General features: G+C 34.4%; 11 protein-coding genes and 1 pseudogene. All 12 read left to right on the forward strand.

Annotated elements, in window-relative coordinates; genetic code table 11:
- The first annotated feature begins 876 nt into the window (after positions 1-876).
- The 12 genes and pseudogenes from LEP1GSC195_RS04005 (at position 877) to LEP1GSC195_RS19945 (ending at position 12,812) form a co-directional block, all read left to right on the forward strand.
- Entirely contained in the window at positions 877-1,299 is a 423-nt protein-coding gene (locus tag LEP1GSC195_RS04005) for a type II toxin-antitoxin system RelE/ParE family toxin (protein WP_232227679.1), read from the forward strand.
- 1,051 nt (positions 1,300-2,350) lie between these two features.
- Positions 2,351-3,175 (forward strand): hypothetical protein, encoded by an 825-nt coding sequence (locus LEP1GSC195_RS04010; protein WP_015680211.1) that lies wholly within the window; start codon positions 2,351-2,353, stop codon positions 3,173-3,175.
- Positions 3,176-3,370: 195 nt separating this feature from the next.
- Positions 3,371-4,387: a hypothetical protein gene (locus LEP1GSC195_RS04015; RefSeq protein ID WP_015680215.1), complete on the forward strand. Its 1,017-nt coding sequence runs from the start codon at positions 3,371-3,373 to the stop codon at positions 4,385-4,387.
- A gap of 209 nt (positions 4,388-4,596) precedes the next feature.
- Positions 4,597-5,337 carry a hypothetical protein gene (locus LEP1GSC195_RS04020; protein ID WP_015680219.1) on the forward strand — a complete coding sequence of 247 codons (741 nt, stop codon included), beginning with the start codon at positions 4,597-4,599 and terminating at the stop codon, positions 5,335-5,337.
- A gap of 1,664 nt (positions 5,338-7,001) precedes the next feature.
- The gene (locus LEP1GSC195_RS04030) at positions 7,002-7,610 is read left to right on the forward strand and encodes a hypothetical protein (protein ID WP_015680212.1); all 609 of its coding nucleotides are present in this window, start codon (positions 7,002-7,004) and stop codon (positions 7,608-7,610) included.
- A gap of 210 nt (positions 7,611-7,820) precedes the next feature.
- A complete protein-coding gene (locus LEP1GSC195_RS04035) occupies positions 7,821-8,438 on the forward strand; it encodes a hypothetical protein (RefSeq protein WP_015680221.1) in 618 nt (205 codons plus the stop codon).
- Between the two features lie 237 nt (positions 8,439-8,675).
- Complete coding sequence (locus LEP1GSC195_RS04040; protein ID WP_015680217.1) at positions 8,676-10,163, forward strand: Eco57I restriction-modification methylase domain-containing protein; 1,488 nt, start codon at positions 8,676-8,678, stop codon at positions 10,161-10,163.
- Entirely contained in the window at positions 10,153-11,091 is a 939-nt protein-coding gene (locus LEP1GSC195_RS04045; protein WP_015680216.1) for a BsuBI/PstI family type II restriction endonuclease, read from the forward strand. The genes LEP1GSC195_RS04040 and LEP1GSC195_RS04045 overlap by 11 nt, the downstream gene beginning before the upstream one ends.
- Before the next feature lie 285 nt (positions 11,092-11,376).
- On the forward strand, positions 11,377-11,814 hold the full coding sequence (locus LEP1GSC195_RS19465) for a putative toxin-antitoxin system toxin component, PIN family (protein ID WP_084597391.1): 438 nt from the start codon (positions 11,377-11,379) through the stop codon (positions 11,812-11,814).
- A complete protein-coding gene (locus LEP1GSC195_RS04055) occupies positions 11,807-12,076 on the forward strand; it encodes a toxin-antitoxin system HicB family antitoxin (protein ID WP_015680213.1) in 270 nt (89 codons plus the stop codon). The genes LEP1GSC195_RS19465 and LEP1GSC195_RS04055 overlap by 8 nt, the downstream gene beginning before the upstream one ends.
- Positions 12,077-12,381: 305 nt before the next feature.
- A pseudogene (locus tag LEP1GSC195_RS20205) lies at positions 12,382-12,585 on the forward strand (type II toxin-antitoxin system VapB family antitoxin).
- Complete coding sequence (locus tag LEP1GSC195_RS19945; protein ID WP_015680218.1) at positions 12,582-12,812, forward strand: PIN domain-containing protein; 231 nt, start codon at positions 12,582-12,584, stop codon at positions 12,810-12,812. Before LEP1GSC195_RS20205 ends, LEP1GSC195_RS19945 begins: the two are co-directional and overlap by 4 nt.
- Positions 12,813-13,151: the final 339 nt, after the last annotated feature.

The following is a 13,151-nucleotide window of genomic DNA, read 5'->3' on the forward strand; positions in this document are numbered from 1 at the left end:
AGTCTAGTTCGTTATGCGCAATGTCCAAAAAAATGAATTAAGAAAAAAAATTTCGCTCTTAAAGCAACAAATCTAGCTCACAATAAAACTTTATAAATATGAACTTTTACGATTCCTTTCGAAATAAAATTTAATAAAATTATATCGAATCTTACAAATCAGAACTTGAAAAAATCTAAATTCAAATTTTATTCAAAAAACTGTTGGTCCGGGTATGGGGGCCTATTGTTGAATTGTCAAATAAAGATCATAATTTAATAATTATAAACGATAGAGGACAATTCTTTCTAGATTTAAAATCGAAATTGAAAAACTTGAATTTTCAAATTGAATTTCTATATTTATTCATATATTTCTATTTTCAAAATATGGAAAATTTAGATAAAGTTAATAGAAATCAAAGTATTACTTGGTGAAAAATTTTCCTGATTTATTGACTGATCCATTGAAATAATATTTTATCTATAGAAATGAAATAAATGATATTGAACTCAATACTCAATATAAAAAAATAATTAATAAATTGCAAACTGAAAGATCAAAATATTTATTTTCAAAATGAATATATCATGATTAAGCAGAATGTCTGATGAAACCTACAATTCAAAACGAGAAAAATTTGAAGAATTAGGTTTTAAATCTTTAATTTACATTTATTCTTTATACATTGGACACAGCGCATAACAGCGGGGAAACGCTTCGCTTCGGCACGAGGCCTCGCTTGGGCTGCGCCACATTCCTCTCCGTCACGCTTCTCGCTACGCAAGAAGACGCGCCGACGCTAACGCCTCTTTCAGAGGCTCAGCTACGAGGAACGTCGTCTCCCCTAGTTCGTTATGCGAACATTTCCGAGAGCCCAATTAAAAACGGGCGTCCATGCCCGTTAGAGAGATAATAAAGGATAAAAAGCTAACAAAAAAGCCTATTGACAGATATAACTCCTATGTTATATTACGTCTAGTGTATGAGATAAAGAGAACTGAGGAACTAATTCTCTGGATCAAGGAACTAGATAATGACGCAAAAAAGGATATTCTAGTTTCTATTGAAATTCTTAAGGAATTCGGTCCTAGGCTTGGACGTCCGCACGTAGATACTATTACTGGATCTAAGATTAAAAACCTTAAGGAACTTAGAGTTAACAGCAAAAATAGACCTTTTAGAATCTTTTTTGTTTTCGACCCTAAAAGAAATGCTATTTTACTCATTGGCGGAAACAAAGCGACTTCGAAAAAGTTTTATCCAGTGATGATTAAAAAATCAGAAGAATTATATTCTGAATACTTGGGTGATTTGTAAGATGCTTAAGAAAAACAAAAAAAGAAATTAAAAAACTTTAGATACTGACTTAGCTAAATTTGTTCCGCAAGATATAATTAACCAAGCAAAGGCTGAGGCTCAGAAAGAAATTTTCAAACTAAAACTCGCTGAGTTAAGACAAAACCAAGGTATCAAACAAACCGATGTTGATGGTTTTTCCCAGGTAAGCGTTTCTAGAATTGAGTCTAGATCTGACATTAAAATTTCTACTTAATCGATTATGTTCATGCTTGTGGCTTTGATGTTGAAATTAAAGCCGTTCCAAGAAGAAACAAGAAAAAAGAGGAATTTGTTCTCTTAAAAGCTTAGTATAAACGCCATCCGTGGCTTAATTTGATTGATTACCTCGGAAACGTCGCATAACAGCAACTAACCGCTTCGCATCAGTACGAGTCCTCGCTTGGGCTGCGCCACATAGGCTTCTGGCACTCCCCTTGCATTCGCAAGTGTCGTTCCAGTCCCTAACGTCCCGTTACCGGGACTCAGGGCCAGCCTACGTCGGTTAGTCTAGTTCGTTAATTGCAATTGGTTAAATCTCTTAAAAAAAAATCAGCGCGCAATTTTTCTTAAAGATTCAAAGAGATACAAATAACTTTTCTCTGAATTATATCTAGGTATGGTTTGAACGTTTTTTGCGAGATTCAGGTGATTAAAAGAGAAAAATATGAGTGAAGAGATTTACTTCGCTCATATTCATATTATTTTTTTTCACGGTTCCAATGCTTCATGAATGATTGGCGCGCTTTAAAGAAAAAGAAATATGAGCGAAAATTTGCGCGCTTGGGATAAGCCAACTTCGTATTTCTAACAAATTCAATAGATAACCAACTGCAATTAACATCGCCTTACCGCTCGCTCAGGTCCTTATCCACTTCGCCTCAGATTTCTGTGGAAATCTGCTTCTCGTGGGGCCTTCGCTCGGCCTAAAGGCACATTTCGTGTCACGCTAACGCCTCCTACTGAGGCTCAGCTACACGAAACGTCGGTAAGCCTCTATCGTTAGGCGAAATGCATCAATAATTGGAGTAATATGGATTTTAACGAAATAACAGATACAATTAAAGGAAAATTATATGAACGAATTGGTAACACTTTTCTTTTTTCCTATTCTATATTCTTTATCAGTACGAACTGGATATTCTTATTCCAAATCATAAATTCCTATCCAATCAAAACCATAATACAATCTAAACAAGAATATCCAATAGATTTTATTACTCCTATATGCTATGCAGCTTTATATTCATTATTAATGCCGTTAATCGTCCTTATAACAGAATCATATAACGAATTAGCAAGAACTGGAACACTTAAAATCCGAAACTCAATGAGAAAAAAATGGCAGGAAGTAGAACTTACTACAATTCAAGCAATTGAAAATAAGTATATAAATAAGATTAACCATTTACAAACAACAATAGCAAACGATGAATCACAATTTGCATCTTTATCTGCAAATCTCTTAAATTGGTTTAGACAAAAAGAAAAACTAACTGAAAATACAAATGTGATTTTTGTTAAGTGCGCAGAAAATCTTTCAGTAGGCGACGTTGCAGTAAATGTAAATGGCCTTGCATCCAGATTCACTTCAAGTGATTATCCAGTTTTAGGAATAGTTGTAAATAAACCAACTTCTTCACATTCCTTTATTATAAACCGAGGAGAAGTTCCTTTAGAAACGTGTGATATATCACAGTACCAAAATATTAATAAAAATGGAACATATGTGCTATCAAGTAGATTCCCCGGCAGATTAGAAATACTGAGCGAAAACGATAAAGGCAAGTATTTAAAAGTTGGGAAAAAAGAAGCAGAAAAATTTATAATTGAGCTACAAAATCTTCAATTAACATGATGCACTTCGCCTAACAGCGCGGAAACGCTTCGCTTCGGCACGAGGCCTCGCTTGGCCTGTGGCACATTCCTCTCCGTCACGCTTCTCGCTCCGCAAGAAGACGCGCCGACGCTAACGCCTACTACGTAGGCTCAGCTACGAGGAACGTCGTCTCCGCTAGTTCGTTAGCCGCAACGATCAAAATTTAAATTCATAATGGAAAATACTAAAATTACTTACATTCTTGGAGCTGGAGCCAGTTTCAATTGTATCCCCATTGTAAAGAATTTTTCTGAAGATATGGATAATATCGCCAATTTAATTAATAATTATATTAAGAGGATTGAGAGATTAGTCGATTTTCCAAAACTACAGATAAATCCAGAAACAAATAAAAATTATATACTTTTCGACTACCTTAAAGATCTAAAAAATACCCTTGAAAGCCATGCATCTGTTGATACATATGCTCGTATTTTATCTATTAGAGCAGAGTCAAATGATCTACGAAATTTAAAATTTGCACTTTCAATTTACTTAACTATCCTACAATTACTTCGTAAAACAGACAACCGTTACGAGGTTTTTCTATCATCTGTGCTTGATGAAAAAAATGGCGACATTTCGTTACCTAACAATGTAAACTTCATATCATGGAACTATGATATGCAACTAGAAAAATCAATTTCAGAAATACTTAACTATGGACATCATAATAGCCATTTAGAGATATTGAATGTCTTTCGATCGCCAGAGGAAAATTTAGATGATAAGAAGCCATACTTAATTAAATTAAACGGAACAGCTTCGTTTTTTTATCATTGGGGCAATAGAACTGATTTATTAGAATATAATTTTGCAAAAAGTGATAGAAATGGAATCCTAGAACTGTTAAAATATTCAGAATCAATCTTTAATAATCCAAGAGTACATGTTCCATTTGCTTTTGCATGGGAATCAGATAATAAATTAGTATTAAAAAATAGAGATTTAGCTAAAGATATTCTTAAAGAAACAGAAATTCTGGTAATTATAGGTTATTCCTTTCCTGTTTTCAACAGGAAAATTGATAGAAACTTACTCAAAGATTCTTTACGATTGAGTAAAATCTATCTGCAAAATCCTGAAGCAAATGAAATTCAATTTCGATTGAAATCCTTATTAAGCAGAGAGATTCCAATCGAGAATATATTCGATAAAAATCAATTTTATATTCCATTTGAACTTCTATAAAAGTAGATCGCAGCGGCTAACAGCGACTAACCGCTTCGCTTCGGGACTCCGCCCTCGCTCGGTCTGCGACACATAGGCTTCTGGCACTCCCCTTGCCTGCGCAAGTGTCGTGGCCAGTCCCTAACGTCCCGTTCCGGGACTCAGGGTCAGCCTACGTCGGTTAGCCTAGTTCGTTATGCGAAATATTTTTCAAATCTAAACTGAATTAAATGAATACTAAACAAATAATAAAACTAATTACTCTTTTCTTCATAATTAATAATCTTGTCGAAGAAATTTATTCGCAGGAAATTACAAATCAAAACAAAGAACGTAAGAAAGTTCATATTTACATTATGCCTTATTCTTTAAGCAGATATGACGAAACGCAATTCAGAAGACGTAGCGAAGATATTAATATATCAATACTTTATGGAATTACAAATCGATTTTTCTTAGGCTTCACATATAATTTCGGAGAAAATTCAAAAAGTTACAATAGATTTGTACCTAGTGCATATTCGGGATACATGCAAACTGGTGAATTTTCAAGATCTAGATATGGAGAATATTTCATGATTAGATCTCAATATTTCTTCTATGAAAATTTCTATGCCAGCTTAAATATTGGAGTTGAAAAAAGCTTCACTACTGAACAAAAAAATTTCATTTATATTGGTCGGAATATCGAAGTTCAACCTTATTCTAAAATCACCACATATTCAGACAGATATTTTTCTACTTTGGGAATTGGGTATCGAAAAGAATTTTTCGAAAACTTTCTGATAGGTACTGAATTTGAATTTGGAACAATGAATTCAAGTAAAGTTAGGAATCACTATACTTTTGACCCAGGTTACTTTAATGGATTACCTCACAAATATAGAATGGAATTAAATTTCCCTCAAGAACCAGATAGAAAAGAATCAAAATTCTCGTATATTTCAATTTATGCTGGAATAGGTTTTTAAAAAATACTTCGCATAACAGCAACTAACCGCTTCGCTTCGGGACTTCGCCCTCGCTCGGTCTGCGACACATAGGCTTCTGGCACTCCCCTTGCATTCGCAAGTGTCGTTCCAGTCCCTAACGTCCCGTAACCGGGACTCAGGGCCAGCCTACGTCGGTTAGTCTAGTTCGTTATACGACATTTTCAAAAAACTAATATAAAATATTGGAATTTAAATTTTTGGAATAAGATTCGAAGATTAAACTTTCCAGCTAGAAAAAACCTAAATTAATAAATTCACATATCGAAAATATGAAATCCCGCTTTATATTCTATATATTTTTGTTTTCTTCATACAATTGCGCATCAAATATTGAATATAAAATATTCAATGAGAATATATATAATAAATTTGAAGCTAATCGAACCTTATTTTTAGAATTTCAGGATTTTAAGGAACTTCCTCTACTGATCAATATTCAAATTAGAAAAATGAAAAAGATTTCTGAACACGAAATTAAGTGCGAAGAGATAATTCTTCAAGAAAAAATAAGATATAATAAAGAAAACATAGGAATAGACTTAGAAAGAAAGGAATATTGCGTTAATATATACCTCCATTACAACACCTCCCGATTTCTATTTAAAAACGAAAAAGCAGAATTGAAACTAGATTTCATTTCCACAGAAAAATGCCTCCAGCAACCTAAAATAAATTCACCTTACCAAGAAGAATATAAATGCAATTATCTAGATTTTACAAATAAATCACATTCGTTAATCTTCATGAATCTTCCCGTTTAAAGAATTGATGAAAAACATGCAATCCTTACTTGGGGAATTACTTTTTCATCAGCAATTAGTAACCCACCATTTGTATTCTTTACTCCAATACCAATCTTACTGACTGGATATATTACTGTTAAGAACGAAATCAAATTTGATATTTTCTAATTTCATTTCATTAATTAAATTGCTTAATTATATAAAACATACTTTTACACTTGAAAACGTCGTATAACAGCGTGGAAACGCTGCGCTTCGGCACTTACGGCCTCGCTTGGCCTGCGGCACATTCCTCTCCGTCACGCTTCTCGCTCCGCAAGAAGGCGCGCCGACGCTAACGCCTCTGCGAGGCTCAGCTACGAGGAACGTCGTCTCCACTAGTTCGTTAATTGCAATTGGTTAAATCTCTTCAAAAAAAATCAGCGCGCAAATTTTCTTAAAGATTCAAAGAGATACAAATAGCGTTTCTCTGAATTATATCTTGGTCTGGTTTTAACGTTTTGTGCGAGATTCAGGTGATTTAAAGAAAAAAATATGAGTGAAGAGATTTACTTCGCTCTACATTATATTATTTTTTTCACGGTTCCCAAGCTTCATGAATGATTGGCGCGCTTTAAAGAAAAACAAATATGAGCGAAAATTTGCGCGCTTGGGATAAGCCCACTTCGTATATCTAACAAATTCAATAGGTAACCAACTGCAATTAACATCGCCTTACCGCTCGCTCAGGTCCTTATCCACTTCGCCTCAGATTTCTGTGGAAATCTGCTTCTCGTGGGGCCCTCGCTCGGCCTAAAGGCACATTTCGTGTTACGCTAACGCCTCCTACTGAGGCTCAGCTACACGAAACGTCGGTAAGCCTCTATCGTTACACGCAATTTTGCAAACTTAACATCTGAAATGAAAAAAATCTTAACACTGCCTTTTGCGTTATATCTCGCAAGTTGCACTTTTTCAAAACATACTTTCCAGAAAGCAAATACAAATTTCCTTAAGAAAATTGATAATTCTTATAATCAGTATGTAATTCACATCGAAAATAAATTTAACGGTAGAAGTAAAAAAAATAGTTTGGGATTATATTCTGGAATTATCGATTCTTTAAAAAAATGCTCAATACAAAACAAAAGAATTTACCGATACATTGGCTTCTCTAAATTTCTAAATAATTCTTCTGAATCACTACAAATTTTGTCGGACGATTATCAAGGAAATCAACCTAAACGAATTGACCTTCATTTAATTTTAGATGATGAAGAATCCGCTGGAGACTTATATAACAATTCTGACCAACTTTCGAAACATTCTTCATCAAAATACAATTCCAAGAAACTCCACAACTACAACCTATATCACTATTCCATTACTAATCCTTTAATAAATTTTGAATTTATCGAAAATATCGAATATGTTGGTCCTAGTTTAAATAACAATGAACCAGAAGAAAATCTTGCTTTTGGAAAGATAATAGGATCAGAACTTTGTGAAGCATTAAAGAACATCAATTAAAGCAAAACTGCGTGTAACATCGCGGAAACGCTTCGCTTCGGCACTTGCGGCCTCGCTTGGCCTGCGGCACATTCCCCTTCTGGCACTCGCTTGCATACGCAAGCTACGTGACCAGTCCCTAACGTCCCGTTCCGGGACTCAGGGTCGGGGAACGTCGTCTCCGCTCATTCGTTATGCGAAATGCCTAAAAAATAAAAAGGAAATAATAAAATGCCCCCAAAACTTGAAAATTTTCTTCCCATAACTGCAACAATAGCTGTAACAATCTTTGTTGCAAAAGAAATAATTGAATATTTCAAAAGAAAAAAAAACGATAAGAACAAATTAAATGCAATTAAGAATTTTCTAGGTCAAGAAATACACCAATTGTCTTATGATATTCGAAATTCATCGTTTATTCTTTCCAACTATATTGACACATTTCGAAATTTTAAGAATTTATCATATGAAATAGTTACGTTAAAAAATGATAAATATCAGTTTAGGGTAGCAGACGAAACGAGTGAACATTTTTCCTCTTCAACCTTCCCAACATTTTCTAACATCTGGTATGAAAAAACTGCTCTGTTGATAGCTGAATTAGATTTTAAATTATTTCAAGAAATTCAAAAGTTTTACAATGATACTTTAGATTTCAAACATAAACAAGAATTGATAATAGAAACTTTAACTCACAATTCTCCAACATTTAATGAGGAACAAATAATCGAATATTTCGAAATGACTTCTGAAGAAAATAAAGAATATTTAGATGCCGCTTATAAAATTTATAATAGAGTTACAGGAGAAAAAATCATATGGCCATCAAAGGGAAAATCTAATAAATAAATTAGGCACTATCGCATAACAGCGACTTACCGCTTCGCTTCGGCACAAGGCCTCGCTCGGGCTACGCCAAATTCCCCTTCTGGCATTCGCCTTGCTTGCGCAAGCTACATGCCAGTCCCTAACGTCCCGTATCCGGGACTCAGGGTCGGGGAACTTCGGTAAGTCTAGTTCGTTATCCGCAATGGCAAAATTGTATTTACTTTAATAATAAGTTATAATACCCTTCAATGTGACATAATGAAAAGCCTTGAGAAAATTGATAAAAGCCGAATATTGGTCTCTTCAGCAACTCAAAAAGTTGAGAAATCCAACTTAGGTCAATTTTTTACTCCTTTCTCAACAGCCACTTTCATGGCCTCTTTATTTTCAAATCTTTCCGAAGACAACCTTTCTCTCTTAGATCCAGGTGCAGGGATTGGCTCTCTAACATCATCATTTATAGAGCAGTATTTCGAAAAAAATCCAAACGGAAAATTAAATATCGATGCAATTGAGTTAGATACTAAGTTTATTTCAACTCTACAGGACAATCTTAATCTATATGAGAAAGATAACTTAAATCTTAATATTTTTAATGCTGATTTTATTGAAGATTGTTGCCTGGGTCGTTTACGAAACTTAGAAAATTATTATTCTAACATTATCATAAATCCCCCTTATAAAAAAATAAATAGCCTTTCGAAGTATAAACCGTTGTTGAAATCTCTCGATCTTGATACTGTGAATCTCTATTCAGCATTTATGCTTTTATCGATAAGCAAGCTTAAAGAGAACGGTGAGCTTGTAGGAATAATCCCAAGAAGTTTTTGCAACGGTGTCTATTATAAATCATTTCGCAAATTTTTGCTAGAGAATACTATGATAAGACAAATACATCTGATAAACTCTAGAAGATCTGCTTTTGGAGACGATGATGTTTTACAAGAGAATGTTATTCTTCATCTAGTTAGAAAATCAAAGCAAACATCATTAACTAATAAAATAAAAATTTCACATACGAATTTAGCGGACTTCTCTGAAATTTCAGTGAAAAACTATAGCTATCAGGATATAATTAAAGAAAATGATCAAGATTTGGTTATTCATATTCCTAATCTCGATTACAAAGTCTCCGATGTAGATTTTAAAAAATTTACTTTACCGGATTTAAATTTAATGGTTTCGACTGGTCCGGTTGTAGATTTTAGATTAAAAAACCTGCTTTCAAATACCCCGTCAGATTCTAAAATACCTTTATTATATCCTTCTCACTTTTCGAAATTTCAAATCCAATGGCCTCTGCCAAATTTTAAAAAATATAACTATATCGAATCAAATTCTTCAACAACTAAATTACTTTACCCTAAAGGAAATTATGTTTTAGTAAAAAGGTTCTCTTCAAAGGAAGAAAAACGACGTATCTCTGCTTGTTTATTATTGGCAGAAGATTTCGACTTTCCACTATTCGGATTCGAAAACCATTTAAATGTTTTTCATATGAATAAATCAGGACTTTCTATCGAAATCTGCTACGGACTAATGAGCTATTTAAATTCAACTTATGTAGATAATTTTTTTAGACAATTTAGTGGTCATACTCAAGTAAATGCTTCTGACCTCCGAAAGATTCCGTATCCTTCACTAGAATTTCTTTCGGAAATGGGTGTATGGGCAGAAAAAAATCACGAAAATATCAACACAGAACTTATTGATATTTATCTAAATACTATCTCAAATGCATGTTAAATTAGAACAAGCTTTACAAATTTTAAAAGACCTGCGTCTTCCTTCGGCGCAGATAAACGAAAGATCTGCTCTTTGCTTACTTGCACTCACGGATATTCAACCAGATTCTGATTGGAAAGATGCAAAACAAAGATTAATTGGGGTTACACCAATAATGGAATTTGCGAAAGAAAAGTATGATAAACTTTATGCCCCTAATTCCAGGGAGACTTTTCGAAGATTTACATTACATCAATTTGTTGAAGCTGGAATTGCTGAATACAATCCAGATGATTTAAGTAGACCTACCAATAGTCCAAAAGCAGTTTACCATATCTCTAGTCTTATTCTTGAAATAGTAAAAGAATTCGGTAACAATAAATATAATAATCTTCTAAATATTTTTTTCCAAAACCAGCAAGGTTTGCTAGATAAATACGCGATGGCTAGAGATGAACATCGAGTTCCTATTGTCATTGACGGAAAAATAAGCTTAACCTTATCTCCTGGAGAACACAGTAATCTTATTAAAAAGATTATTTTTGATTTATCCGCATTATTTTTAGCGGGCTCGAGACTAGTTTACGTTGGAGATACAGAATCCAAATGGGGATATTGTGATAAAAATCTTTGTGAAAAACTGGGTATTCAATATGAAACTCACGGGAAAATGCCGGATGTCATTTTATATCTCGAAGAAAAAAACTGGCTTTGTCTAATTGAAGCCGTTACAAGTCATGGCCCAATCGATAGTAAACGCTATCTTGAATTACAAGAACTCTTCGGAAAAAAGGAATATGAATTAGTATTCATTACTGCCTTTCCAGATAAGAAAATACTTAACAAGTATATTAAGGACATTGCCTGGGAAACTGAAGTTTGGTTAGCAGATCACCCTACACATATGATACATTTTAATGGGGACAAATTCATAGGCCCGTACCAATAGCCACTGCGGATAACAGCATCTAACCGCTTCGCTTCGGGACGAGCCCTCGCTTGGGCTGCGCCACATAGGCTTCTGGCACTCCCCTTGCCTTCGCAAGTGTCGTGACCAGTCCCTAACGTCCCGTTCCGGGACTCAGGGCCAGCCTACGTCGGTTAGCCTAGTTCGTTATACGCAAGTTGCTAAAATCTAACTTTTCCTTTAAAATTTAGCCTAGATTAAGAAATAAAATAGGAAATGCCCGAAAATTTAGTAGATATATGATAGCATATTTGATATCATATATCTGTGCGGGTAACTATTGATACAAACGTCTTATATCAAGCTCTAAGAGATAGTAGAGGTGCTTCACATTTTATACTAGCTTTAGTCGAAAACAGGAAAATTGAATTAGCTCTATCAACACCAGTTTTTATAGAATATTCGGATGTTTTACTTAGAGATAAGTCAATATCTGATTTAGGCTTATCTAAAAAGGAAATTAATCTTGTCTTGGATTTCCTTGCTTTGGTGGCTACGCCTTTTTCTATTAACTATTTACTAAGACCTAATCTTGGGGACGAAAACGACAACCTTTTTGTTGAACTTGCTTTTGCAAGTAACAGTCGATACCTAATTACTTCAAATATTAAAGATTTTAACCAAAATAAAGATCTAAAATTTGATTCCTTTAAAGTTATTACTCCCACAGATTTCACTAAATTTTGGAGATTAAATTATGAATAAAAAAAATGTGCTCACCATTCGTATTCCAGAAGATCTTAAAGAAAGAATTGAAAAAACTGCTGCGACACAAGGTGTTTCTCTTAATCAATTTGCTTTATATGCTTTTACAAGAGGCATCAGCGATATTGACACTGCTAACTTTTTCAAAAAACGCATTCAAGGAAAAACTAATGAATCAATTGAAGACGGATTTAAGAAAGTTATGGGGAAAGTCGGAAAGAAAGATAAAGTTCCTACGCGTAGACTAACTCTAGTTCTATAGTAGCAACCAGCGTATAACAGCGTGGAAACGCTGCGCTTCGACACGTACGGCCTCGCTTGGGCTGCGCCACATTCCTCTCCGTCACGCTTCTCGCTCCGCAAGAAGACGCGCCGACGCTAACGCCTCTCCGAGGCTCAGCTACGAGGAACGTCGTCTCCACTAGTTCGTTATGCGTAATGACCTAATTGTATGCCTCAGGACATGGGTAACAGAAATATTAAAGAAAAGGGAAAATTAGAATTTCTTAACTTTTACCATTGTGCCAGAAAACAGAACTTGACTTATGCATAGAAAATAATAGAATTATGCATAAGATGAGAACAACAATAGATATACCAGAAGAGTTAGTTTTAGAAGCGATGAAACTTACTCATATAAAAACTAACGCGTAGACTGTAATTAAAGAAGGTTTAAATACATTAATTAGGAAAGAAAAGTTGAAAAACCTGAAAAATTTCAAAGGAACCATCGATCTTGATATAAATCTTAATGAATTAAGAAAAAGATGAATCAAGTTTTATTAGATTCTTCCGTTTGGATCGAATATTTTAGAAATTCTAATTCCAAAGTCTCTTCAGAGGTTGATAAATTGATCGATATAGGAAATATTTTTACAAATCAATTAATTTTGACTGAAATAATTCCATATCTTAAAGTCAAAAAACAAAATCAATTAATTCAAATACTGGAATCAATTGAAAGTTTTGAAATAGTCTATAGATTGGAAACAAATTAATCGAATTTCAGATAACAAACCTCAAACACGGAATCAATAAAATTGGCATTCCGGATTTACTGATTCTTCAAAATACTATTCAAAACCAATGCACTCTATTCACTTTGGATAAACATTTCAAACTAATGAGCAAAGTCCATAAGCTTGATCTTTATACGTAGACTCTACGCATAACAGCGGGGAAACGCTTCGCTTCGGCACGAGGCCTCGCTTGGGCTGCGCCACATTCCTCTCCGTCACGCTTCTCGCTCCGCAAGAAGACGCGCCGACGCTAACGCCTCTGCGAGGCTCAGCTACGAGGAACGTCGTATCCCCTAGTTCGTTAATTGCAATTAGTTA

It is taken from the genome of Leptospira wolbachii serovar Codice str. CDC (assembly GCF_000332515.2).
Classification (GTDB): domain Bacteria; phylum Spirochaetota; class Leptospiria; order Leptospirales; family Leptospiraceae; genus Leptospira_A; species Leptospira_A wolbachii.

Coding starts and splice junctions, on each gene's coding strand:
- LEP1GSC195_RS04005 (WP_232227679.1), top strand. CDS start 877: ATGCCCGTTAGAGAGATAATAAAGGATAAAAAGCTAACAAAAAAGCCT.
- LEP1GSC195_RS04010 (WP_015680211.1), top strand. CDS start 2,351: ATGGATTTTAACGAAATAACAGATACAATTAAAGGAAAATTATATGAA.
- LEP1GSC195_RS04015 (WP_015680215.1), top strand. CDS start 3,371: ATGGAAAATACTAAAATTACTTACATTCTTGGAGCTGGAGCCAGTTTC.
- LEP1GSC195_RS04020 (WP_015680219.1), top strand. CDS start 4,597: ATGAATACTAAACAAATAATAAAACTAATTACTCTTTTCTTCATAATT.
- LEP1GSC195_RS04030 (WP_015680212.1), top strand. CDS start 7,002: ATGAAAAAAATCTTAACACTGCCTTTTGCGTTATATCTCGCAAGTTGC.
- LEP1GSC195_RS04035 (WP_015680221.1), top strand. CDS start 7,821: ATGCCCCCAAAACTTGAAAATTTTCTTCCCATAACTGCAACAATAGCT.
- LEP1GSC195_RS04040 (WP_015680217.1), top strand. CDS start 8,676: ATGAAAAGCCTTGAGAAAATTGATAAAAGCCGAATATTGGTCTCTTCA.
- LEP1GSC195_RS04045 (WP_015680216.1), top strand. CDS start 10,153: ATGCATGTTAAATTAGAACAAGCTTTACAAATTTTAAAAGACCTGCGT.
- LEP1GSC195_RS04055 (WP_015680213.1), top strand. CDS start 11,807: ATGAATAAAAAAAATGTGCTCACCATTCGTATTCCAGAAGATCTTAAA.
- LEP1GSC195_RS19945 (WP_015680218.1), top strand. CDS start 12,582: ATGAATCAAGTTTTATTAGATTCTTCCGTTTGGATCGAATATTTTAGA.